The organism is uncultured Thiothrix sp., assembly GCF_937873765.1.
Lineage (GTDB): Bacteria > Pseudomonadota > Gammaproteobacteria > Thiotrichales > Thiotrichaceae > Thiolinea.
Window position 1 is genome coordinate 1 of the sequence record NZ_CALMZC010000048.1, and the last position, 20,335, is coordinate 20,335.

At 44.4% G+C, this 20,335-nt stretch carries 26 protein-coding genes; 11 read left to right on the top strand and 15 right to left on the bottom strand.

From position 1 onward, the window contains the following. The 4 genes from Q0307_RS13855 to Q0307_RS13870 all read right to left on the bottom strand — a co-directional run. Nucleotides 1-245, bottom strand: a 245-nt coding sequence (locus tag Q0307_RS13855) for a hypothetical protein (protein WP_298661389.1), incomplete at its 3' end; no start/stop codon positions are given. Then, the gene (locus Q0307_RS13860) at nucleotides 242-448 is read right to left on the bottom strand and encodes a hypothetical protein (RefSeq protein WP_298661390.1); all 207 of its coding nucleotides are present in this window, start codon (nucleotides 446-448) and stop codon (nucleotides 242-244) included. The genes Q0307_RS13860 and Q0307_RS13855, both read right to left, overlap by 4 nt. Beyond that, the gene (locus Q0307_RS13865) at nucleotides 445-705 is read right to left on the bottom strand and encodes a hypothetical protein (RefSeq protein WP_298661391.1); all 261 of its coding nucleotides are present in this window, start codon (nucleotides 703-705) and stop codon (nucleotides 445-447) included. Before Q0307_RS13865 ends, Q0307_RS13860 begins: the two co-directional genes overlap by 4 nt. A gap of 113 nt (nucleotides 706-818) precedes the next feature. Next, on the bottom strand, nucleotides 819-1,028 hold the full coding sequence (locus Q0307_RS13870; RefSeq protein ID WP_298661392.1) for an Arc family DNA-binding protein: 210 nt from the start codon (nucleotides 1,026-1,028) through the stop codon (nucleotides 819-821). Nucleotides 1,029-1,135: 107 nt separating this feature from the next. Between Q0307_RS13870 and Q0307_RS13875 the strand changes: the two genes are divergently transcribed. Together Q0307_RS13875 and Q0307_RS13880 are read left to right on the top strand one after the other, a co-directional pair. Beyond that, on the top strand, nucleotides 1,136-1,348 hold the full coding sequence (locus Q0307_RS13875; protein ID WP_298661393.1) for an Arc family DNA-binding protein: 213 nt from the start codon (nucleotides 1,136-1,138) through the stop codon (nucleotides 1,346-1,348). Further along, nucleotides 1,348-1,602 (top strand): hypothetical protein, encoded by a 255-nt coding sequence (locus tag Q0307_RS13880; RefSeq protein ID WP_298661394.1) that lies wholly within the window; start codon nucleotides 1,348-1,350, stop codon nucleotides 1,600-1,602. Before Q0307_RS13875 ends, Q0307_RS13880 begins: the two co-directional genes overlap by 1 nt. Before the next feature lie 139 nt (nucleotides 1,603-1,741). Here Q0307_RS13880 and Q0307_RS13885 read toward each other — a convergent pair whose 3' ends face one another. Continuing rightward, nucleotides 1,742-2,038: an addiction module antidote protein gene (locus Q0307_RS13885; protein ID WP_298661395.1), complete on the bottom strand. Its 297-nt coding sequence runs from the start codon at nucleotides 2,036-2,038 to the stop codon at nucleotides 1,742-1,744. Next, entirely contained in the window at nucleotides 2,022-2,339 is a 318-nt protein-coding gene (locus Q0307_RS13890; protein ID WP_298661396.1) for a type II toxin-antitoxin system RelE/ParE family toxin, read from the bottom strand. The genes Q0307_RS13885 and Q0307_RS13890 overlap by 17 nt, the downstream gene beginning before the upstream one ends. Before the next feature lie 261 nt (nucleotides 2,340-2,600). On the opposite strand from Q0307_RS13890, the gene Q0307_RS13895 reads away from it, so the two are divergent. Both Q0307_RS13895 and Q0307_RS13900 read left to right on the top strand, forming a co-directional pair. After that, complete coding sequence (locus Q0307_RS13895) at nucleotides 2,601-2,861, top strand: type II toxin-antitoxin system RelB/DinJ family antitoxin (RefSeq protein WP_298661397.1); 261 nt, start codon at nucleotides 2,601-2,603, stop codon at nucleotides 2,859-2,861. After that, on the top strand, nucleotides 2,851-3,162 hold the full coding sequence (locus Q0307_RS13900; RefSeq protein WP_298661398.1) for a type II toxin-antitoxin system YafQ family toxin: 312 nt from the start codon (nucleotides 2,851-2,853) through the stop codon (nucleotides 3,160-3,162). Before Q0307_RS13895 ends, Q0307_RS13900 begins: the two co-directional genes overlap by 11 nt. Before the next feature lie 24 nt (nucleotides 3,163-3,186). Here the strand turns inward: Q0307_RS13900 and Q0307_RS13905 are convergent, their stop codons facing one another. After that, nucleotides 3,187-3,486 (bottom strand): DUF3102 domain-containing protein, encoded by a 300-nt coding sequence (locus tag Q0307_RS13905; RefSeq protein ID WP_298661399.1) that lies wholly within the window; start codon nucleotides 3,484-3,486, stop codon nucleotides 3,187-3,189. A 249-nt stretch (nucleotides 3,487-3,735) separates the two neighbouring features. Here Q0307_RS13905 and Q0307_RS13910 point away from each other — a divergent pair, with 249 nt between their 5' ends. Beyond that, nucleotides 3,736-3,927 (top strand): helix-turn-helix domain-containing protein, encoded by a 192-nt coding sequence (locus Q0307_RS13910; protein ID WP_298661400.1) that lies wholly within the window; start codon nucleotides 3,736-3,738, stop codon nucleotides 3,925-3,927. Further along, nucleotides 3,914-4,480 (top strand): hypothetical protein, encoded by a 567-nt coding sequence (locus Q0307_RS13915; protein WP_298661401.1) that lies wholly within the window; start codon nucleotides 3,914-3,916, stop codon nucleotides 4,478-4,480. Before Q0307_RS13910 ends, Q0307_RS13915 begins: the two co-directional genes overlap by 14 nt. Nucleotides 4,481-5,106: 626 nt before the next feature. On the opposite strand, the gene Q0307_RS13920 is transcribed toward Q0307_RS13915, so the two are convergent. From Q0307_RS13920 to Q0307_RS13935, 4 genes are all read right to left on the bottom strand, one after another. Next, entirely contained in the window at nucleotides 5,107-6,345 is a 1,239-nt protein-coding gene (locus tag Q0307_RS13920; protein WP_298661402.1) for a site-specific integrase, read from the bottom strand. 273 nt (nucleotides 6,346-6,618) lie between these two features. Further along, nucleotides 6,619-6,933: a non-heme iron oxygenase ferredoxin subunit gene (locus Q0307_RS13925; RefSeq protein WP_298661403.1), complete on the bottom strand. Its 315-nt coding sequence runs from the start codon at nucleotides 6,931-6,933 to the stop codon at nucleotides 6,619-6,621. Between the two features lie 9 nt (nucleotides 6,934-6,942). Next, nucleotides 6,943-7,428 (bottom strand): aromatic-ring-hydroxylating dioxygenase subunit beta, encoded by a 486-nt coding sequence (locus Q0307_RS13930; protein WP_298661404.1) that lies wholly within the window; start codon nucleotides 7,426-7,428, stop codon nucleotides 6,943-6,945. Between the two features lie 3 nt (nucleotides 7,429-7,431). Next, entirely contained in the window at nucleotides 7,432-8,694 is a 1,263-nt protein-coding gene (locus tag Q0307_RS13935) for an aromatic ring-hydroxylating dioxygenase subunit alpha (protein ID WP_298661405.1), read from the bottom strand. 378 nt (nucleotides 8,695-9,072) lie between these two features. On the opposite strand from Q0307_RS13935, the gene Q0307_RS13940 reads away from it, so the two are divergent. From Q0307_RS13940 to Q0307_RS13950, 3 genes are read left to right on the top strand one after another with little or no spacing between them, the layout of a single operon-like run. Beyond that, nucleotides 9,073-10,239 carry a DUF4118 domain-containing protein gene (locus Q0307_RS13940; RefSeq protein WP_298661406.1) on the top strand — a complete coding sequence of 389 codons (1,167 nt, stop codon included), beginning with the start codon at nucleotides 9,073-9,075 and terminating at the stop codon, nucleotides 10,237-10,239. Continuing rightward, nucleotides 10,236-10,928: a response regulator gene (locus Q0307_RS13945; RefSeq protein ID WP_298661407.1), complete on the top strand. Its 693-nt coding sequence runs from the start codon at nucleotides 10,236-10,238 to the stop codon at nucleotides 10,926-10,928. Before Q0307_RS13940 ends, Q0307_RS13945 begins: the two co-directional genes overlap by 4 nt. A gap of 25 nt (nucleotides 10,929-10,953) precedes the next feature. Beyond that, nucleotides 10,954-12,825 carry a potassium transporter Kup gene (locus Q0307_RS13950; RefSeq protein WP_298661408.1) on the top strand — a complete coding sequence of 624 codons (1,872 nt, stop codon included), beginning with the start codon at nucleotides 10,954-10,956 and terminating at the stop codon, nucleotides 12,823-12,825. Nucleotides 12,826-12,888: 63 nt separating this feature from the next. On the opposite strand, the gene Q0307_RS13955 is transcribed toward Q0307_RS13950, so the two are convergent. Continuing rightward, entirely contained in the window at nucleotides 12,889-14,511 is a 1,623-nt protein-coding gene (locus tag Q0307_RS13955; RefSeq protein ID WP_298661409.1) for an alpha-amylase family glycosyl hydrolase, read from the bottom strand. Between the two features lie 175 nt (nucleotides 14,512-14,686). On the opposite strand from Q0307_RS13955, the gene Q0307_RS13960 reads away from it, so the two are divergent. Beyond that, complete coding sequence (locus tag Q0307_RS13960) at nucleotides 14,687-15,712, top strand: substrate-binding domain-containing protein (protein ID WP_298661410.1); 1,026 nt, start codon at nucleotides 14,687-14,689, stop codon at nucleotides 15,710-15,712. A gap of 119 nt (nucleotides 15,713-15,831) precedes the next feature. Next, on the top strand, nucleotides 15,832-17,439 hold the full coding sequence (locus Q0307_RS13965; protein ID WP_298661411.1) for an alpha-amylase family glycosyl hydrolase: 1,608 nt from the start codon (nucleotides 15,832-15,834) through the stop codon (nucleotides 17,437-17,439). Nucleotides 17,440-17,461: 22 nt separating this feature from the next. On the opposite strand, the gene Q0307_RS13970 is transcribed toward Q0307_RS13965, so the two are convergent. The 3 genes from Q0307_RS13970 to Q0307_RS13980 are packed head-to-tail and all read right to left on the bottom strand — an operon-like array spanning nucleotide 17,462 to nucleotide 20,265. Next, nucleotides 17,462-18,469 carry an ABC transporter ATP-binding protein gene (locus Q0307_RS13970; protein ID WP_298661412.1) on the bottom strand — a complete coding sequence of 336 codons (1,008 nt, stop codon included), beginning with the start codon at nucleotides 18,467-18,469 and terminating at the stop codon, nucleotides 17,462-17,464. 12 nt (nucleotides 18,470-18,481) lie between these two features. Continuing rightward, the gene (locus Q0307_RS13975) at nucleotides 18,482-19,306 is read right to left on the bottom strand and encodes a carbohydrate ABC transporter permease (RefSeq protein ID WP_298661413.1); all 825 of its coding nucleotides are present in this window, start codon (nucleotides 19,304-19,306) and stop codon (nucleotides 18,482-18,484) included. Then, the gene (locus Q0307_RS13980) at nucleotides 19,303-20,265 is read right to left on the bottom strand and encodes a carbohydrate ABC transporter permease (RefSeq protein ID WP_298661418.1); all 963 of its coding nucleotides are present in this window, start codon (nucleotides 20,263-20,265) and stop codon (nucleotides 19,303-19,305) included. Before Q0307_RS13980 ends, Q0307_RS13975 begins: the two co-directional genes overlap by 4 nt. Nucleotides 20,266-20,335 lie beyond the last annotated feature (70 nt).

The window sequence follows — 20,335 nt, forward strand, 5'->3', positions numbered from 1 at the left end:
AGCAACGCATTTAAGAGGGTACTCACCAGTGCTAAGAAGCCCATCGCTGGGTAGGGGTCGTAGAACCACCACACCACGAGGCAACTGAATAAGCACATCGGCAGATGTAAGCCTGCAAACACCATAGCGACTAATGCACCATAGGTATCAGCGACTAGATACACTTTGAGCACCGCGAAGATAAGCGCACCTAACGCGGTCAACTTCACCGCATAGGGCAATATATGGGTAAGGGTAGTGTTCATGCCTGCCCCCTTGTCTCAACAGAGTTAGGGAACATTAGCCGATCTATTTCATCGGCTAAATCAGAACAAGCCCATAAGTAGGACATTTGAATTTTATCGTTGTACGTGGTGAAGTCTTTGCACATGCTGACAGACAAAAGGGCGCGTAACTGGCTAAGCTTTCTTCCAACAACGTCCATTTCACAAGAGTCTAAAGCAATCATGCTTGCACCTCCTGAACAGCATCAGCTTGTTCAATGTGTGCAATTAGACCTAACACGGCATCTTTGATTTTCTTATCACGAGGGAAGCGTTTAACTAACTCATGCAAGGGTGCTGTGTCTTTATTGGCAGCAGCATGAACAAAAACCCGAGTAATGAATTTATTGACCTCACTTGATGCAAGGCAAACTTCTATAAATTCGCGCTCCAGTTCATCGCGGTCAGTGTGTGCGCAAGCCTGCGCTGTGCTAGTATTCATAATTGCTGAATCCTCATTAAATTTAGTCGTTTATCGGTATTTAGCAAGGTTGTTTAGGGGGTGAGATACCTAAACAGCCCTTAAGCGCCTCCACTGGCTGGGGGCGTTTTCGTTTATGGGTTCATAGCTTGACTGATCCCTTCAAGCCGTCCGCGCTCGAAAGCCTGCTGTTCTAATCGTCCCATCATTAAATCTTGCAGAATCGTGACTACTTCCGCGTTCATGCTGCGATTGTTGCCAAGTGCACGCTGCTTTAGCCACTCCTGCACACTCTCAGGCATCCGAAGCCCAAAAGGTGGTTTCTTCTTGGTGTTGGCTGTCATTTCATAACCTTTTTGTTATACGGTGAAGCTATTATAATTTCACGGTGAATATATTAAGTCAATATCAAATTAGCTACACTGTGCAATCAGAATAAAAAGGCTAGCTTATGAGTAGGGACGTGAATCCTTTCGGTCTGCGAATGCCGCCCGAATTAAAAGAAGAATTAGAAGTGTTGGCAGAACAGAACCGCCGTTCGTTGAATGCTGAAATAATTGTGCGTCTTGAAGAAAGCGTGAAACGTGAAGGCTTAACCTGCATTACAGCGGAAGAAGTACGCCAGATTGTAGAGCAAGCTCTCGCCAAAGCAGGCAAAGGCTGATGACGACTAAAATACAACCCTTTGATCTATCTGCACATCTACAGACTGATGAAAATATCCGTGAATTTCTGGATATTATGTTAGAGGAAAACGGGGCAGAAGGTTTTGAACAAGCCTTAGTGTATGTTGCCAAGGCTAAAGGTATGGCTAATCTTTTACCGACCCAATCCACACTAAGCCAGCTTCCTTTGAGCGTGATAGATCAAATCATCCATACCCTAGGCTTGCGGTTGTCAGTACGACTTGCGTCATGATCATTGAAGAACAGCAAAAACTAAGCGCTATCCCAATTTTTTGAGAATTAGTAATAACTGCTAGATCAATGACTTAGTGTGTTTTTTCTGCGTCACCCAACACACAAGTACTAGGTGACTAGTAGGAATGGAAGCAAGCTTAAGCGGCTAAGGTGCGTACACTCAAGCGCAAACCCAGCGCATGAATGACCTTCAAAATGGTCGCAAATTCGGGATTACCTTCACCTGATAGTGCCTTATAAAGATTTTCTCTAGCCAGCCCGGTTTCACGCGCTAATTGCGTCATACCCCGCGCCCGTGCGACTACCCCTAAAGCACGAGCAATAAACGCGGGATCAGCACCCGCTTCTTCCATGCAAGCATCTAAATAAGCCTGCATATCTTCATCGGTTTTCAAATACTCTGCAGAGTCGTAACGGCTAAATCCTTGGGGCATGATGGGCATCCTCCCATGCTTTAATCAGTTGCTTAGCTTGCTCAATATCGCGCTGCTGCGTGGATTTATCGCCACCACAAAGCAAGATTAGCAATACTTGGCCTTGTTGTTTGAAGTACACGCGATAACCTGCACCCTGATGAATTCTTGCCTCACTTAAGCCTTCACCAATGGGAGCGACATCCCCTAAATTCCCGCCGGCCATGCGGTCAATGCGGGCTTGAATCCGCACCCTAGTTGATCGGTCACGTAATCCGGCTAACCATGCTGAAAACTCATCACTTTGAAAGACTTCAAACATTACTGTATCTCATAGATTACAGATAATAAGCATAACAAGTTTGCTACTCACCACAAGATTTAATTCAAAAAAGCTAGCGCTTGGTTCTAAAATTAGACATTAATGCTTGATTGGGCTTTGATTAAAACCACTAAGCCATTGAATTTACTTAAAAGAACGAATTTCGTAGTTTTGAACCTATGCGCCTTGGTGAACTTTTAAGATAGCTTGCTAGTCTTATCTGAGATACATTGTAACTCACTTTAAATAGAGGCTAAGACGATGGCTAGCACCATGATTCATATACGGATTGATGAAGAACTTAAGAATAATGCCACCCAAGCACTGGCTGCAATGGGCTTGACGGTATCCGATGCGGTGCGCTTGTTGCTGACTCGGGTCGCTGCTGAACAAAGCTTTCCGTTTGCGCTGAAAGTACCTAATGCTGAAACGGTTGCAGCGATGCAAGAAGCACGAGCGATAACCCGCGCCCGTTTTAGTTCAGTCGATGAATTATTTCAGTGCTTAGACCATGAGCACTAAACGTGCTAATTTGCCGCGCATGGCAGACTACACCAAGGCATTTATTAAGGATTGGCAACGGCTCACCTACTCAGGTCGGTACAACATGAAACAACTCAAGGAAGCCATGTTGTTATTAATTGCCAACGATGAACCCTTGCCTGCTGAATGGTTGGATCATGCGCTAGTCGGTGACTGGAACGACCATCGAGAATGTCATATTGGTGGTGACTTCCTATTGATCTACCGTTTAGAGAAGCAAGGTAAGCAGGAATTAATCATCTTCTCTCGAACAGGCACGCATGCAGAACTGTTTGAATAACCCTAGACACGTATGCGTTCCCGTTTACGTTGTGTAGCTCGTATCGGTAACAGGTTCAGTGCTTGCGTCAACTTCGGCTTTGACTTCTTCGGAGGCGGAGAGGTAGGCGATGGCTGTATTGATTGAATCGAAATGCGAACTGTAGTTCGTATTTGAATCAATAAGTTGAGGCATTTCTTTAGCAAGTTTTATATATTTCTGCGATTGCCTCGCAGTCACCCTGCAATTTTCCTCTATCCAAGTTAGCCACTCGCCATGTGCGCAAGCCGCTTTAGCTTGTATCAGTTTCTCCCCGCACTTTGTAGCATACTGAATTGCGGTCATAGCGGCTTGCTGTGCGCTGCGATACCTGCTTGTATGGCTACTAGTTCAGTCCAGTGCTTTTTCATACATCCAGCGGCTCTAAAATTCGGGTGCTGTGAATCGTATTCGTTGAGGCTTGGCATTTTACCCGCTATCTCGAATGTGAACTGGTACGAGCGACTACAAATAGCCAACTAACAACAGTAGTAGTAAGTGATAATAGCTGTCAGAAGTCGCCGTTCACACCCCCAAAACTGTCATAATGTAGCGATGAAACCAGCTATCTATTTATCAACAAACGATGTACTGAAATACTTTCATGGAAATGTGTCCTTAGCTAGCAAAGTACTTGGCATTCAGCGCACTGCTTTCTATCCAGCTATTCAGCGCGGTTACTTTGGGCACAAATTAAGCCAGCGCATTTTGATTGCACTCAGGGCATTGAGCCATGACCCAGCCTGATCCTGCATTGATGCTGCCCTTGTCTGGACTAAGGCCAAAGCACCGTAAGTTAAAACTTCCTTTGATAAAAGCTGATATTCCAGCTAGTAAGCAACTGAAGTTAATCGGCATTCATCAAATCGCAGAATCGCTTATGCAAGGTTTCACGATCCTAGAGATTTGCCAATACCTTGGCATCACCCTTAAATCGTTTCATCACTGGGTGCAACGGCTTCCCTCTGAAGATCGCCTGTTGATATATCTTGCACGTGTGGCTTTTTATGAGCAGCAGCTTGCTTGGTATTACCAAGAAGGACTCGCGTTACTTAATCAAACCTACCCTTTTTCATTAACTGATAACCTTGATCAAGACCTAGAACGTATAGGTAAATGGTCAGCCATTCGTACTATGCGCTTGGAACAACTCAGCCGCTATGCAAACAAGGTTTTGATTGCACTCAATCGCTATGATGGCTATGTGCAGCGGATTGGTGGCTCAGACAATGAGAAAGGCCAGAAAACCTTAGTGGTTTCATCTGAACACTATCAGCAAGGTATGAGCTTCACAGACTAGAGGGGCTTCTTTTCTGAATGCAATCGGCCTTTGAATCCCAACTAGGGGGGGATGGCTTAGCCTCTTCTGGCTTACCCATAGGAGGCGGGTTGTTTCGATAAGGTGGTGAGGTATTGATAGTTTAAGGGGGGACTCGTTTCACATTCACCATAGGGGCGGGACTCAACGCCTTTCATGTTTTTAGTATTGGAATTGAGCTGCCTTGAAAGGCTAAAGGCGATGTATGTTCAGTTTTAGAGGGCTGGTGTACTTGGTGTACTTGGTGTACTTATAATCCGACCATTAAGGGGCTGGCGCGCTCTATTGCCTTTCTTGCTTACTTATTAATCATTTTGTTCGTTTATTGTTCTAATTTTAAACAAATATCTATTAATTAATAAATTTAACTAATAATAATGGTTAATAATTAATCAAATTGATGTACTTAGTGTACTTGGTGTACTTATCTTCCAAATGACTTTAAAACTGAGAAGTACACCAGCAGTGAGATTTAGGGTATTTTTTGCACAATTTGATAAATGAGTATTTTCAGTACTAATTTGTACTTTTCATGCATCAGGTGAAAATTACAGGCACAAAAAAACCGGAGCATGTCCGGCTTTGGTAGTGGTCTAAAATGGTAGTATTTAAGCTTGGCGAAAAGTTAGAACATTGTCTGCTGTATGGCCGTGGATAATCTCGTCCAACTTACGCGCCCAAGCTTCAAGTGCCTGCTGTTTCTCCTTGGCGTAATCATGTCGGTCATAGATACCGCCGACTGAACTATCTTTATGATTAATCACTTTATCTTGGACAAGCCGATTAAAACCTAACTTACTAATCCCGGTGGTGAGTGTGCGCCTTAAATCATGGGGTGTTGGCCGTGGCTCAATTTCCCACGCGACCTTGGCACTCTCCATCACGGCGGGTAAGGTAGAAGAATCTTTTGACTCCCCTTCCCTATTAATCAGTAAATAGCCTTTACGACTATGCGGGCGTAACTCTTCAATAATCTGCTTTGCCCTATCGGTTAAAAAAACAGTATGAGGCACTGAGTTTTTGGGGTCAGGTATCAACCACCAGTCACCTTGAATATGCTTCTCTTGCATAGAACAAATTTCATCAACCCGCTGGCCTGTAACCAGAGCCAACTTTAAGGCGCTATTGGTCGCTAAATCACACTTATTTGAATGTAGCCACTGCCAAAGCAAACGAACCTCATTGTCAGACAGCACCCGTGTTCTCGCTTCCTCATCTAACTTCTTAATGCCCTTTGCCGGGTTCTCTTGAATCAAGTCACGCTCAAAGGCAAAGGCGAAGTACTTAGAAAGTAAAGATAAGAGCCGATTTCTTGCAACCAGCGCGCCCGTATCCTCTTTTTTATCCAGTAGTGCTATGACATGACCACGCCTTACCGCATCGATTTTTAGGCTACCTAATACGGGTATCACGTCAGCCTTTAACTGTCGCTCATCTTCTGCCCATGATTTCTTTTTAGGCTTGGCGTAGCGCTGAATATAAGTATCTGCAAACTCACTGACGGTTGGCATAGCGACTAGCTCTTGTGCTTTCAGATCACGCTCTATAGCTGGATCAATCCCCGCCTTTATTTGGGTACGCTGTTGTGCATGGATTGCACGTGCTTGCCCTAAGGCCGCGCTTAGCTCGGTTTCCTTAGTTGACTTAGAAATTTCAGGCACAGCTAAAGTAAAAACGCGCCGTTGTGCATTGATCTTGTAACGATGAATGAACACACCTAGTCCGGTGCTATAGACGCGCAAGTATAAACCGCTAGCCGTCGCGTCCTTATACTCTTCTTGCCCTGATTCTGGTGGTGTGCTGAGTGCTGATTTGACGCCTTTATGATTGGTGTAGGTATTAGCCATAACTGTTGATCCTTACGGTGTACTTTACGGTGTACTTTTTAGCTCAACAAATAGCTTAACGCTCCGTCAATCTCCGAACAACTAACCGCTTGAAAGCCTTGTGTAGCAAGGCATTTAAAAACTACTAGCAAACACCTAAAAACAATACCTTCACTGACTTGTAATCAGTAGGTTCTCAGTTCGATTCCGAGTGCCGGCACCACATTTAAAGCCTTGTAAATGAATAGTTTACAGGGCTTTTTACTTTTTAGCCTAAATTTCTTTCTTAAGCCACTAAAGCAAATTAATAAACACCTTGCCATTTTCAATCTTAATTGGATAAGTCTGAATATCTTTATGCAAAGGTGCACATAAAGCTTTGCCTGTGCAGACATCAAAGCGTCCTTGGTGCAGTGGACATTCGATTTCTTTGCCTTCTAAAAAGCCATCACTGAGACGTGCACGTCCGTGCGTGCAGATATTGTCTGTGGCGAAAATCTCACCTTCAACCTCATAGAAAGCGATCTCTTTGCCATTGATTTGTATTGCAGTTACATCGCCTTCAGGGACTGCTGTTAAAGCTAAAGCTTCAATCCAGTTGTTATTCATTTGTCCTCCTTAAATCGGGTAGATAATTGAGTTGGGGATCATCTCACTATCGTAAATACATAAACGCGATAGGAATTTGAGTCCCATGTCAGTACGCACAATTTCATCTCGATAATAACCTGCATTAAATACGGTAGATTCGGCATCCAATTTAGTGCGCACGACGACATAATTGGCTTCTGCTCGGATTAGCTCACCTTGTTCATGCAGTTCAATACTCAGAATGCTTGGAATACCGACAATATGCCGTTGATAGTAGGGGTCGTAATACAGGGTTTCTTTCACGCCATAGACACGATCACGAATCATCGCTTTGCTTTCTAGTGCTAATAAGCATAAAGGCAAATTCTGCTCATAGTTTTCCCGTGGTTGCAGGCGATAAATCCCCTCCTCCACAAAAAACTCTGGCCATTTATCCCAATCCGCTGAATCACAGACACGCGCATAATCGCTATAGAGATTTAACACCGCATAATAGGTTTGGAAATCAACCATGGTTTAAACCTCCATCACTTTGTGCCAATAGGCATACATCCCTCGAATCAATGTTTCTGTGACCATATGATCAGTGTTGCCAATCTCATGCCCACCCATTTCTAGCACCGTATGCTTAGTCGGTGACTGTTCAAATCCCTCTTGCGACCACTCAATCACTTCACCATCATCCGCAGAGACAAAGCCTGCTGGGCCAAACAGGTTGGCCTGAATCAGGCGACGTTGATGCATTTCTGGCGAATCATCTTCAAAGCCAAAATGCGTCCAGACAAAATCAAAGGAGCCATGCCCGTTCGGTTGAATATGGCGGGTAGAAACACTATTCACTTGCTGCTGAATAATCACACTTGGGAAAATCGTCGTCATGACTGCGGTTGGCCCCTCCCACCAAGGCTCAGGGACAATATCTAATAAGCGCGCATCATTTAGTTGCATAGTTTCTTTAAAACTATCTACACCGCTAACCACTTCTTCATTCTTACCACCTTTGCCACGGGTTGAAATCATCGCAGCATGACGGAAATGCTCATCCATTTTTAGCTCAGATTTATTATCCGCACGCCACAAACCAAAGGTAGAAAACCAAGTATGCAGTAGCCCCGGATGATAAGGATCTTTAATATTTTCTTGCATCAGCTTCCAGTTACCGGGAATACGCTGACGACGATAGCCGAGAATAGTCAGTTTGCGGCCATTAAATACGCGGTCGAAATAATGCAAAATTGTAGAGCCGAGAAAATCCTCCAATGATTCAATCTCATGATCGAAAGAGGCAAACACCACTCCACCACGTGTAGCCACCTTGAGCTTAGTTAGACCATGTTCTTCGAGCTTAAAATCTTTGGGCATTCCACCATTAATTTTGCCATCCTGCTTAACACCGCGCCGGAAGGGCACACCTTGTAAATCGCCTTTTAAGCTGTAATTCCATTGATGATAAGGGCAGAAGAAATCCTTCTGATTACCGTGGCGCTCTCGACAGAAACGTAAGCCACGATGTGCACAGACATTTTCCACCACATTAATATTGCCCTCTAAATCCCGCACCATAATCACCGAGCGCTCACCCACGACCGAGCGGCGAAAATCACCGGGATTAGGAATCTCTGCTTCTAAGCCGATATAGCACCAGTGTTTACTATAAAATAGGCGTTCTAACTCGCGTTGATGCAAATCGTCACGGGTATAAACCCAGAAAGGCACTTGGCTGGTGCCAACCTCAGTCCATTGGGGATTCGGCGGGAATATTGGCTCACTAGCACTCATACAGAACTCTCCTCTTGAATGCCTGTATCATCGGCTAAAGCGCTTTATACGTCTACAAGGTAAAAACGATAGCTACTATCATTGCTATGAATATTAGAATACAGCCTAAACTGAACACGATATGGACTTAAGCAAGATCGATCTAAATTTATTATAAGAAAGTTCACCACATCCGGCTTCTTACCACCAATTGTAATAACTTATTCTGGCATAGCAAATCCCATAGCGTTCCAGAGAATCGTGGGCTTAGTCTACTAATTTTTGAGTGGTGTTCGGAAAAAGCCTAATTCTAAATTTCTACATTATTTTTATTTCCAGCCTGCCAGAATTCACACTACTACCCCATTGTGTGAAGTAAAAAAACACATGAACTCAAACATGAGTAGCTGGTTTAATTTAGACAGTCTAATGGTACGTCCACGGTGGCAACGCTATACCTTAGCCTTGCTTACGGTCGCACTGACTGTAGTAATTTCAATTCCTTTAGCTAAACACTTAGACCTAACTAATATTGTCATGTTATTTCTGCTAGCGGTCGTTTTTGTCTCAGTAAAACTAGGACGACGCCCTGCTATTCTAGCTACATTTTCTAGTGTTTTAGCTTTTAACTTTTTCTTTGTACCACCGCACTGGTCTTTAGCAGTTTCACATATTCAATATGTGATTACCTTGGCAGTGATGCTGATTGTCGCTCTAATCATTACACATTTCATGTCAGGATTTAGAGAGCAAGCATCAAATGCAACTCTGCGCGAACAGCAAGCTTTAGAACTCTATCGCCTTGAAAAAATCGCACAAGAGACTCAAGTCCAAATCGCGGCAGAGCGTTTACGCAGCTCTATTTTATCAGCACTATCCCATGACATTCGTACCCCTCTCACTTCGTTATATGGCTTGGCTGATTCCCTACAGTTCACCACAAATAACTTAGATGCAAAGACTCAAGGTACTTTAGAAGCCTTACGTGACCAAGCTAGCCGGATCAATAACATGGTGAATAACCTATTAGAAATGGCACGATTGCAGGCAGGTGGTTTGCAATTCCGCAAAGAATGGCAACCGATAGATGAAGTGATTGGAGCCAGTATCAAACTACTCCAAACTGCTTTAAGCCAACATCGGATTAGCGTCCAGATTCCTGATGATTTTCCACTCCTAGAATTCGATGCTTTACTCATGGAACGGGTGCTCTGCAATCTGCTAGAAAATGCGGCTAAATACTCACCCCCTCACAGTGAGCTAACGATTCGTGCGCAATTACTGGGTGATCAAGCTGAAGTATCTATCTGTAATGCGGGAGAAGGCTTTCCCGAGGGGAAACTTGACCAAATCTTTGAATTGTTCGAGCGTGGTAAGCACGAATCAACTATTCCGGGTATGGGTTTAGGCTTAAGTATCTGTCGTGCCATTCTAGAAGCACATCAAGGTCATATCAAAGCTCTTAACCTACCCACTGGAGGCAGTTGTACCTGCTTCTATCTACCTTTAGGTAATCCACCTAGCATTTTAACTGACGAACTCTCAACAGGAGTCACCGAAGTATGATGCCCGACCATCCCCGTATTCTGGTTGTTGAAGATGAACCTAATATCCGTCGTTTTGTGCGTACTGCTTTAGAATCTGAAGCTTGTGCAGTGCTAGAGGCTAGTCACTGTCAACAAGCTTTGCATCTACTCAAGCAGCAACCACTCGATTTGCTGTTGCTCGATTTAGGTTTACCCGATGGCGATGGCTTGAGTTTGATTAATAACCTGCGTACTTGGTCGAAACTGCCGATTTTAGTCTTATCAGCACGCATCACTGAGCAAGATAAAATCAAAGCCCTTGATTTAGGCGCTGACGATTATCTGAGTAAACCTTTTTCGATTGGCGAATTACTAGCGCGTGTCCGTGCTTTATTAAGACGCAGCCAAGCTCAAGTCTATCCAGAATCCCAATGCTATCGCTTCGGGCAAATTGAAGCCGATTTACAACAACGTCGTGTCACGCGCGCAGGCGAAATCGTCCATCTCACCCCGATTGAGTTTCAGCTCTTGAGTTTAATGCTGATGCATACGGATCGCGTCCTCACTCATCGCTATCTGCTACGCGAACTTTGGGGCGGCACTTATGTAGAAAGTAATCATTATCTGCGGGTCTATGTGCGGCATTTGCGCCAGAAATTAGAAGATGATCCCAGCCAACCTAAACATTTTCTGACCGAAACGGGCATCGGTTATCGCTTTCAAATTTAGTCATTACTAAGGACTCCCATTCATTATGAGTAACCATGCTCAGCCCAAACAAAACTTGGGCATTTTGACCCTGACTGCTTTAGGCATTGTCTACGGTGATATTGGCACTAGCCCACTTTATGCCTTTCGAGAAGCGTTTGCGCACGGCATGCAACCCACAGAAGAAAATGTTTTAGCGAGTTTATCAGCCTTATTTTGGGCCATTATGCTAATCATTTCCCTCAAATATGTTTGGATTGTGTTGCGCTTTGATAATAAAGGCGAAGGCGGCGTGTTGGCTTTACAAGCACTTGCTCAACGGCATAGTCAGCGCACTCTTCCTAGACTGACCCAACTCGTGCTTATTCTTGGTATTGTAGCGGCTGCTTTGTTTTATGGGGATGCTATACTTACCCCTGCTATTTCAGTCCTTTCAGCAGTCGAAGGCATTAGCGTTGCGACTCCGCAATTTGAAGAGTGGATTATTCCTATTACACTAGGGATTTTAATTAGCTTATTTCTCATTCAACGCTACGGTACAGCCAAAGTTGGCAAACTATTTGGCCCCATTACTTTAGTATGGTTTGTTACGCTAGCCACTTTGGGAATAATCAGCATTTTACAAAACCCTGAGGTGCTTAAAGCGCTTAACCCTCTGTATGCACTCCAATTCACACTAAACTATCCTTTGGCAGCTTTCACACTATTATCCGCGATCTTTTTAACCCTAACAGGTGGTGAAGCTTTATATGCAGATATGGGGCATTTTGGTGCTAAACCGATTCGTATCGCTTGGTATGGCTTAGTTTGCCCCTCTTTAGTTTTAAACTACTTTGGGCAAGGATCTTTAATTCTACGTGATCCTAGTACTATTTCTAACCCATTCTATCTATTAGCTCCAGAAAGCCTCCTAATTCCTCTAGTGGTATTAGCGACTATGGCGACCGTAATTGCTTCCCAAGCTACTATTTCAGGGGCTTATTCACTCACTTTTCAAGCCATCCGCTTAGGCTATTTGCCGAGGATGCGCATCCAACATACCTCTGATACGGCGCAAGGACAAATTTATATTGCTAGTGTAAATTGGATAATGCTTTTGGGTGTTATCTGGTTAGTTTTAGAGCTAGGCTCTTCTAGTGCTTTAGCAGCAGCTTATGGTATCGCGGTATCAGGGACAATGGTCATTACCAGCCTATTAGTTCTAATTGTGGCTTTAACTCGTAGTAACCAGCGCCTGCGTCGGCTCATTATTATGGTCGTCATCGCCTGTTTAGGCTTCGAGCTTATATTTCTTGCCGCAAACCTAACTAAATTTACACAAGGTGGTTGGATACCTTTAGCCACAGGAATCTTAATTTTTATATTATTGAGTACTTGGAAAAAAGGCAGCGAACTAGTGAGTGAACAACGCCGCAAAATTAATATGACTTTGCGCAAATTTGTTAATGAGCTGTCACCAACTATTCCACGCATTTCAGGTACTGCTATTTATTTAAGCTCTAGTGCAGGCCTAGTACCAAGTCGCCTGTTTTATAACCTAAAACATTATAAAGTGCTACATGAGCAACTTATCTTTTTACATGTAGACAATGAAGAAATTCCTTATGTTCTTGAGGAGGAACGTTTAAAAGTAGTTGGTTTGGCCCCAGGTCTTTATACTATTGCTGTCCGCTTTGGCTTTCGGGAAGAGCCTGATTTAAACAAAGCCCTGCAACATACCTCGAAATACCAACTGAATATTCCTGCTGACGCAACCTTCTTTGTTGCGCGTACTTCAGTCGTAAGCTGTGAAGGTATTTTATCGCGTTGGCGCTGCAATTTATTTGCTTGGATGATGCGCCAATCAGAAAGCGCTGCCACTTATTTTCGTTTAATGCCCACTCAAGTGGTAGAAGTAGGCACACAGGTCAGCCTTTAAATGAACATGCTAGCGCTTTGCCTTTGCAAAAGCGCTAGTGCTCTACTCTACAGAAATAATCTTTTAGGCAAGAACTTTGGCGAAGCACACTTCATAGGCTGGCAAGCTCACCGTACTCTTATGCAAACTGCCAGAAAAACCATGCCCGGCTAACAGTTCTAGGGATAAATGCGCAGGTAAGGTAAAGCTTTGCGGGCTATTGCTCAAATTGAAAATGCAGCAAGTGTTACCGCGCATTAATACTAGAATCGGTTCAGGTGCATCGAGAAAATGATTATCACCGCTGATTAAATCGGTTTGTTGGCGACGCCAATGCAAGAAGGTTTTAATGCGCTGTAAAACAGTATCCGCTTGCTGTTGTTGAGCAGCAGCTAATACTTGATGTTGATCAGGAATCGGGAGCCACGGTTTGACATCGGCGGCACTAAAACCTGCATTAGCCTCACTGCCATTCCATGGCATTGGAGTTCGGCAACCATCGCGACCTTTAAATTCTGGCCAGAAACGAATCCCGAAAGGATCTTGTAAGTCTTCATAAGCCATTTCCGCTTCAGGCAAGCCCAGCTCTTCACCTTGATAAAAGCAAGAGCTACCGCGCAAGCTGGTTAATAAAGCGGTTAACAACGGTGCTGCTTGATGCCCTACCCCCCAACGCGTCACTGCACGGGCAATATCATGATTGGAGAAAGCCCAACAAGACCAACCGCCCTCCATTGCTTCCATCTTTTCCACGACTCGCCGGATATGCGCCGCACTGAATTCTTTAGTCATGAAGTCAAAGCTATACGCCATATGTATACGCTTACCTTGCTCAGTATATTCAGCAATGCGGGTATACATATCTGTCACCGCGCCCAATTCGCCGACTGAAGTCACCGCTGGATATTCATTTAAAACTTGGCGGAAACGTTCCAAGAATTGGAGATTTTCAGGGCGAGTAATGTTATATAGCGGCTCTTGCATAGCATAAGGATTCGACTCATCAATCCCATTCACACGCTTATTACCAATCGGTGGGTTGTCACGCAGTTGCTGGTCATGCACATACATATTCACCGTATCCAGACGGAACCCATCTACACCTAAATCTAACCAGAAACGCACCACATCCAAGAGTGCATCTTGTACTTGTGGCTTATGAAAGTTTAAGTCGGGTTGGCTGGTGAGGAAATTGTGCAAATAATACTGGCGACGCCGTGTATCCCACTCCCAAGCCGAACCACCAAAAATCGAGAACCAGTTAGTGGGTGGAGTACCATCAATTTTTGGCTCAGCCCAGACATACCAATCCGCTTTGTCATTAGTATGACTGCTGCGGCTTTCAATAAACCAAGGATGCCGATCAGAGGTATGCGATAAGACTAAATCAATCAACACCCGCACCCCTAAACGATGGGCTTTGCTAAGTAACTGTTTAAAATCGTCTAGTGTCCCAAATAAAGGATCAACATCACGATAATCTGAAACATCATAACCAAAATCCTTCATGGGTGAAGTGAAAAAAGGTGAAATCCAAATAGCATCCACTCCTAAATCAGCAATGTAGTCTAGTTGCTCAATGATACCGGGCAGATCACCGACCCCATCATCGTTAGTATCTTTGTACGAGCGTGGGTAAATTTGATAAATAACTGCGCCTTTCCACCAGTCATTATCACCACCTAATTGTAAATATTGCGCTTGCATGGTGAGCACCCTCTCCGTGTTGTCTATCGTGTGCAGGAAGCTGATTCCTCATTAAAGCATAAGTTCAAAGCGCTTTGAAATATTAAATGTTTACCTTAAGGTAAAGCTACTATTCCAGCCCCTGCTTATTCGCTAGAATCAAGCTTTATCAGCCCTAGTAAAGATCCAGTCCCTTATGAGTCTGAAAGAGCTATCACAGCGCCTTGGATTATCACAAACAACGGTTAGTCGTGCTTTAAATGGTTATCCTGAAGTGAGTGAACGGACTCGGCAACGGGTGATACAGCTGGCGCGTGAAATGAACTATCGGCCTAACCCCAGCGCTAAATCCTTAGCGACAGGTCGCACTGAACATATTGGGATTGTCTTACCGATTGAAAAGAACTTGTTTGTTGAGCCGTTATTTGGCGAGTATTTGGCAGGGGTGGCGCAGTTTTTAGCAGAAGCGGATATGGATATTACCGTGATCCCAACCCCGCTAAGTCAGGAACTGGAAGTCTACGAACAACTGGCCATGTCTGGACGGGTAGATGGCTTACTCATTAGTAGTCCAGCAGTGAATGATGCACGCGTCGCAAGCTTAGTCGGTTCTAATCTTCCTTTCGTTGTGCATGGACGTACTCACTGCGATCAAACCTACTCCTATTGTGATATCGATAATCAAGGCGCTTTTGCTAGAGCGACACGCTTACTGATCGAATTAGGCCATCAGCATATCGGCCTGATCAACGGTGATCAAAGTCTAAATTATGCTAATGATCGTTATTTGGGTTACAAATCAACACTTGAGCAATATAGTATTACTTACGATCCAAGCTTATGTGTACAGGGCGAGATCACTGAAGAATCAGGTTTTAATGCCGCCGCACAATTATTGATGCACCGCCCCCGGCCTAGCGCCTTGTTAATCAGTAATATGATTTTTGCCCTCGGTGCGATGCGCGCTCTACGCCAGCATGGTTTAGAGCCGGGTTATGATGTGGCGATTATTGTGCATGATGATTATCTCCCCTATTTACGAGCGGATAAATTTGATCCCCCTCTCACAACCACTAGTTCACCCATTCGGAAAGCAGGCTATGAAATAACCAAAATGTTGCATCACGAAATTGAAGTGGATGACACAGCTCATGCTAAGCAGCAGCAACTACTCGAGGTAGAGTTAATTATCCGTGGTTCGACACGCATTCGCAGAAATTGACTAACAAAAATTTAACCTTGTTAATAAAGTTTGCGACTAATAAACTCAAAGCGCTTTGGTTATACTACCATCACTAGAAATCGCAAGTACCACAACGAGTTAGCTAACAAGGAGCATATATGAATGAATGGTGGCGCGGGGCTGTTACCTACCAGATTTATCCCCGTTCTTTTCAGGATTCTAATAACGATGGTATAGGTGATTTAGCCGGTATTACCGAGCGTTTACCTTATGTCGCGGACTTAGGAGTGGATGCAATTTGGTTATCGCCGATTTTTACCTCACCCATGTTAGATATGGGCTACGACGTGTCCAATTATACGGATATTGATCCGACCTTTGGCACGCTGGCTGATTTTGAGCAATTGATTGCACGCGCTCATGAGCTGGGCTTAAAAGTCATTATTGACCAAGTGTTATCGCACTCTAGTTCTGAGCATCCCTTCTTTAAAGAAAGCCGTCAAAACCGCACAAATCCTAAAGCAGATTGGTATATCTGGGCTGATCCACAGCATGATGGCTCTCCACCCAATAACTGGCTATCGGTTTTTGGGGGTGGTGCTTGGCAATGGGATTCACGTCGTCATCAATACTATCTGCATAACTTTTTAGTCGAACAACCAGATTTCAACTTTCATAATCCAGCCGTACAGGATTGGTTGCTCTCAACTATGCGTTTTTGGTTGGAACGAGGTGTGGATGGTTTCCGTTTGGATACCGTAAATTTCTACTTCCATGATGCGCTGCTGCGGAGCGATCCAGCCGATTTCCGCCGTAAGGAAAAACCTGAATGGAATCCTTATTCAATGCAATACCATATTTTCTCGAAAAATCAGCCTGAGAATTTGGTATTTTTAGAGCGGATGCGTGCCCTGTTAGATGAATTCGAGGCGCGTACTATGGTGGGTGAAATGGGCGAAGATCATCATCCGATTCGCATGATGGGCGAATATACTTCTGGAAAACGCTTGCATATGTGTTATTCCTTCGAAATGTTGAAAGATCCGTTCAGTGCTGCTCATTTTCGCAAGTTGATTGATGAGTTTTATACGGGTGCACCACATGGCTGGCCGTGCTGGGCGTTCTCGAATCATGATGTGGTGCGCCACGCGACCCGTTGGAAACAATATGGTGTCAGTAATGAAGCCTTAGCAAAACAAGCCGGCGCTTTACTGCTGTCGCTACAAGGCTCGATTTGCATCTATGAAGGCGAAGAACTCGGCCAGACTGAATCGGATCTAGAATATAGCGAATTAACCGATCCACAAGGTTTGCGCTTTTGGCCGGAAAACAAGGGCCGTGATGGTTGCCGTACCCCCATGACTTGGGATGCAAATCAGCCTAACGCGGGCTTTAGTAGTACCAAACCATGGCTACCCGTCAAGCCTGAGCAAGTTGCCCACAGTGCCGCACAACAAGCAGACAACCCCAACTCAGTGTTGAATTTCTACAAACGTATGTTGCGTTTGCGTAAAGCGAGCGCTCCTTTAAAGCAGGGTGCTACGCATTTCTTCGCTACCCAAGAACCGATTTTAGCGTTTAAACGTGGTAGTGATTTGTTGTGTGTCTTCAATCTTTCACCGACAGTACAGCATGTGAAGCTCAGCGGTGGCCAAGTGACTGAAGTTTTATTGGAAGCTGCGCAATTAGTAGATGGGCGATTGAACTTGGCGGGCAATGGGGTTGCACTGTTTCAAGTCACAGACGAAGTAGCTGTTAGTAACTAACAGCTACCCGAAAACGGTAGGTCTAACGTCGAATAGGCTTACCGTTAGCATCAAAACGATGCAAATTATGTGGTTGTGGACGAATCCCGACCTTCGTACCAAGTTCTAAAGTCACTGTACCATCTTCGCGCACAATCATTGGCTCTTCGCTGCCAATATCTACGAAAATATAGTTATCTGAACCTAGATTTTCATAGTGCACGACTTCACCTTGCCAAACTGGATTGGTGTTATCGATGCTTAAATGCTCAGAACGAATACCCAAAGTAGTACAATTGTATTGCTCGGCGAACTTACCAGTGAGGAAGTTCATTTTCGGCGAACCAATGAAACCTGCAACGAAGACTGAGTTAGGGCTTTCATATAACTCTGCCGGAGTACCTACCTGCTCCACCAGACCATCACGTAATACGCAAATCCGATCCGCCAAAGTCATCGCTTCGACCTGATCGTGGGTAACATAAATCATAGTGGCTTTATTCATGTCGTGGTGTAGCTTGGCGATTTCTAAGCGAGTTTGTACCCGCAAGGCCGCATCCAAGTTGGATAAAGGTTCGTCGAACAAGAACACACGTGGATCACGCACAATCGCCCGTCCAATCGCTACGCGCTGGCGTTGACCACCGGATAATTGCTTGGGTAAACGATCTAGCAAATGAGCAATCTGCAGCATTTTTGCTGCTTTCTCCACCCGAACACGAATTTCTTCAGGGGTAGTATTTGCAAGCTTCATCCCGAAGGCCATATTGTCATAGACATTCATATGCGGGTACAAAGCATAGGATTGGAATACCATGGCAATACCGCGCTTAGACGGTGCTAGGTGATTGACCCGCTCGCCATCAAACAACATATCGCCTGAAGTAATATCTTCCAACCCTGAAATCAAGCGCAATAAAGTCGATTTACCACAACCGGAAGGGCCAACGAACACCATAAATTCGCCACTGCGAATATCCAGATTGACACCTTTGATGACATCAATGGCGCCATACGACTTCCGTACATTTTTTAATTCAATACGAGCCATCTCAACACTCCTTTAGCCTTTAACGCCACCAGCCGTCAAACCAGCCACAATCTTACGTTGGAAAATCAATACCAGAATAATAATTGGCACTGTGACCAACACCGACGCAGCCATAATAATGCCCCAAGGGGTTTCATATTGCGTCGCACCTGATAGCAGGCTAATTGCAACCGGTACCGTACGTGTCTCATTCGATGAGGTGAAAGTTAAAGCGAATAGAAACTCATTCCATGCACCAATGAACGCCAATAAGCCCGTGGTCACCAAAGCTGGCCACATCAAGGGCAAAAATACTTTCGTAATAATCTGCCAAGGTGTTGCGCCATCGACAATCGCAGCCTCTTCAATTTCAATCGGCAAATCACGCATGAAGGTGGTGAGTACCCACACGGTGAAAGGCAAAGTGAAAATGGTATAAGACAAGATCAAAGCCCACGGTGTGTTATAGATGCCAATAAAACGAATCATCTCAAACAAACCGGATAAGACCGCAATTTGGGGAAACATAGACACTGCCAAAATCGTCATCAGCAATAAACCACGCCCACGGAAACGTACCCGCGCCAAAGCATAAGAAGCAGTCACTGCCATCAGCAAGGCTAATGCAACAGTCATAGTCGCAACAAACACCGAGTTCAAAATATTGCGTAAGAACTCACCCTGTTGAAATACTGAATAATAGTTGCTCAAACTAAAGGATGTTGGCCAATAATCAACTTCAAACAAGGAGGTACCCGTTTTAAAGCTGGTCAAAATCGCATAGTAAAATGGAAACACCGACACAACGACGATCACTAGCACTAACAAATAAAATGCTAAAGTCTGTAGGCTTTTCATTTGTTATCTCCACTCAAATCGACTTTACCCAGCCAAATATAGAGAATCACAAACAGTGCGATGAAGGTAAATAACAGGGTCGACTGCGCCGAACCATACGCGAACTTATCGAACTCAATCATATTTTCACGGCTGATAATCGACATGGTTTTAGTCGTCGATGAGTTCGGAGTTAATACGTAAATCAAATCGAAGATACGCAACGCATCCAGCATACGGAAAATAATCGCCACCATCAAAGCTGGTTTTACTAGTGGTAAAGTAATCTTAAAAAACACTTTGACAGGGTGAATACCATCAATTTTCGAGGCCTCATATACATCTTTCGGTACCATTTGCAGCCCTGCTAAACATAACAAAGCCATAAAGGGGGTCGTCTTCCAAATATCTACAATTAACACCGCAAACATCGCCGTATCCACACTAGCCGTCCATGCGATTTTTTGCGAGATGATGCCCAAATTCATTAATACATCATTGATAATGCCGAATTGGTCATTCAGCATCCAGCTCCACATTTTGGCAGACACGATGGTAGGAATCGCCCAAGGAATTAGAATCGCAGCACGCACTAAACCACGGCCTTTGAACTCAGCATTGAGCACTAGGGCAACAATCATGCCTAAGATAGCTTCTAAAGTGACCGATACAAAAGCGAAGCGCACGGTATTCCAAACCGCATTCCACCAAGCGGGATCAACCAAAGTTCCACGGAAAATGGTCTTGCCAGACGGCAAAGTACGCCAGCTTAAATAATTATCAAAACCGATCCATTGTCCGCCATATAGATTGCTCAGCGAAGTATCGGTAAAACTAAAGTAAATCGAACGAAATAAGGGGTAAGCAGCAACAAGGACTAAGGCAGCGATCATGGGTATTAAAAACCACATGGCTGCGCGAATACGCTGTGTTTGTAATTCTGCTTTACCTGAAGATGAAACTGCATGAGAGGGGTTCATGAGGTCTCTCCTAGGGTGGTGCTGATTAAAAAGGGTAACAACCAAGGTCGTTACCCTTCCGACGTAACCC

Excerpts from the sequence above, each read along its gene's own strand:
- Q0307_RS13875 (WP_298661393.1), top strand. The coding sequence starts at position 1,136 with ATGAGTAGGGACGTGAATCCTTTCGGTCTGCGAATGCCGCCCGAATTA.
- Q0307_RS13865 (WP_298661391.1), bottom strand. The coding sequence starts at position 705 with ATGAATACTAGCACAGCGCAGGCTTGCGCACACACTGACCGCGATGAA.
- Q0307_RS13880 (WP_298661394.1), top strand. The coding sequence starts at position 1,348 with ATGACGACTAAAATACAACCCTTTGATCTATCTGCACATCTACAGACT.
- Q0307_RS13975 (WP_298661413.1), bottom strand. The coding sequence starts at position 19,306 with ATGAAAAGCCTACAGACTTTAGCATTTTATTTGTTAGTGCTAGTGATC.
- Q0307_RS13860 (WP_298661390.1), bottom strand. The coding sequence starts at position 448 with ATGATTGCTTTAGACTCTTGTGAAATGGACGTTGTTGGAAGAAAGCTT.
- Q0307_RS13870 (WP_298661392.1), bottom strand. The coding sequence starts at position 1,028 with ATGACAGCCAACACCAAGAAGAAACCACCTTTTGGGCTTCGGATGCCT.
- Q0307_RS13930 (WP_298661404.1), bottom strand. The coding sequence starts at position 7,428 with ATGGTTGATTTCCAAACCTATTATGCGGTGTTAAATCTCTATAGCGAT.
- Q0307_RS13970 (WP_298661412.1), bottom strand. The coding sequence starts at position 18,469 with ATGGCTCGTATTGAATTAAAAAATGTACGGAAGTCGTATGGCGCCATT.
- Q0307_RS13980 (WP_298661418.1), bottom strand. The coding sequence starts at position 20,265 with ATGAACCCCTCTCATGCAGTTTCATCTTCAGGTAAAGCAGAATTACAA.
- Q0307_RS13925 (WP_298661403.1), bottom strand. The coding sequence starts at position 6,933 with ATGAATAACAACTGGATTGAAGCTTTAGCTTTAACAGCAGTCCCTGAA.
- Q0307_RS13915 (WP_298661401.1), top strand. The coding sequence starts at position 3,914 with ATGACCCAGCCTGATCCTGCATTGATGCTGCCCTTGTCTGGACTAAGG.
- Q0307_RS13885 (WP_298661395.1), bottom strand. The coding sequence starts at position 2,038 with ATGCCCCAAGGATTTAGCCGTTACGACTCTGCAGAGTATTTGAAAACC.
- Q0307_RS13965 (WP_298661411.1), top strand. The coding sequence starts at position 15,832 with ATGAATGAATGGTGGCGCGGGGCTGTTACCTACCAGATTTATCCCCGT.
- Q0307_RS13960 (WP_298661410.1), top strand. The coding sequence starts at position 14,687 with ATGAGTCTGAAAGAGCTATCACAGCGCCTTGGATTATCACAAACAACG.
- Q0307_RS13935 (WP_298661405.1), bottom strand. The coding sequence starts at position 8,694 with ATGAGTGCTAGTGAGCCAATATTCCCGCCGAATCCCCAATGGACTGAG.
- Q0307_RS13905 (WP_298661399.1), bottom strand. The coding sequence starts at position 3,486 with ATGACCGCAATTCAGTATGCTACAAAGTGCGGGGAGAAACTGATACAA.
- Q0307_RS13940 (WP_298661406.1), top strand. The coding sequence starts at position 9,073 with ATGAGTAGCTGGTTTAATTTAGACAGTCTAATGGTACGTCCACGGTGG.
- Q0307_RS13945 (WP_298661407.1), top strand. The coding sequence starts at position 10,236 with ATGATGCCCGACCATCCCCGTATTCTGGTTGTTGAAGATGAACCTAAT.
- Q0307_RS13955 (WP_298661409.1), bottom strand. The coding sequence starts at position 14,511 with ATGCAAGCGCAATATTTACAATTAGGTGGTGATAATGACTGGTGGAAA.
- Q0307_RS13895 (WP_298661397.1), top strand. The coding sequence starts at position 2,601 with ATGGCTAGCACCATGATTCATATACGGATTGATGAAGAACTTAAGAAT.
- Q0307_RS13950 (WP_298661408.1), top strand. The coding sequence starts at position 10,954 with ATGAGTAACCATGCTCAGCCCAAACAAAACTTGGGCATTTTGACCCTG.
- Q0307_RS13900 (WP_298661398.1), top strand. The coding sequence starts at position 2,851 with ATGAGCACTAAACGTGCTAATTTGCCGCGCATGGCAGACTACACCAAG.
- Q0307_RS13890 (WP_298661396.1), bottom strand. The coding sequence starts at position 2,339 with ATGTTTGAAGTCTTTCAAAGTGATGAGTTTTCAGCATGGTTAGCCGGA.
- Q0307_RS13910 (WP_298661400.1), top strand. The coding sequence starts at position 3,736 with ATGAAACCAGCTATCTATTTATCAACAAACGATGTACTGAAATACTTT.
- Q0307_RS13920 (WP_298661402.1), bottom strand. The coding sequence starts at position 6,345 with ATGGCTAATACCTACACCAATCATAAAGGCGTCAAATCAGCACTCAGC.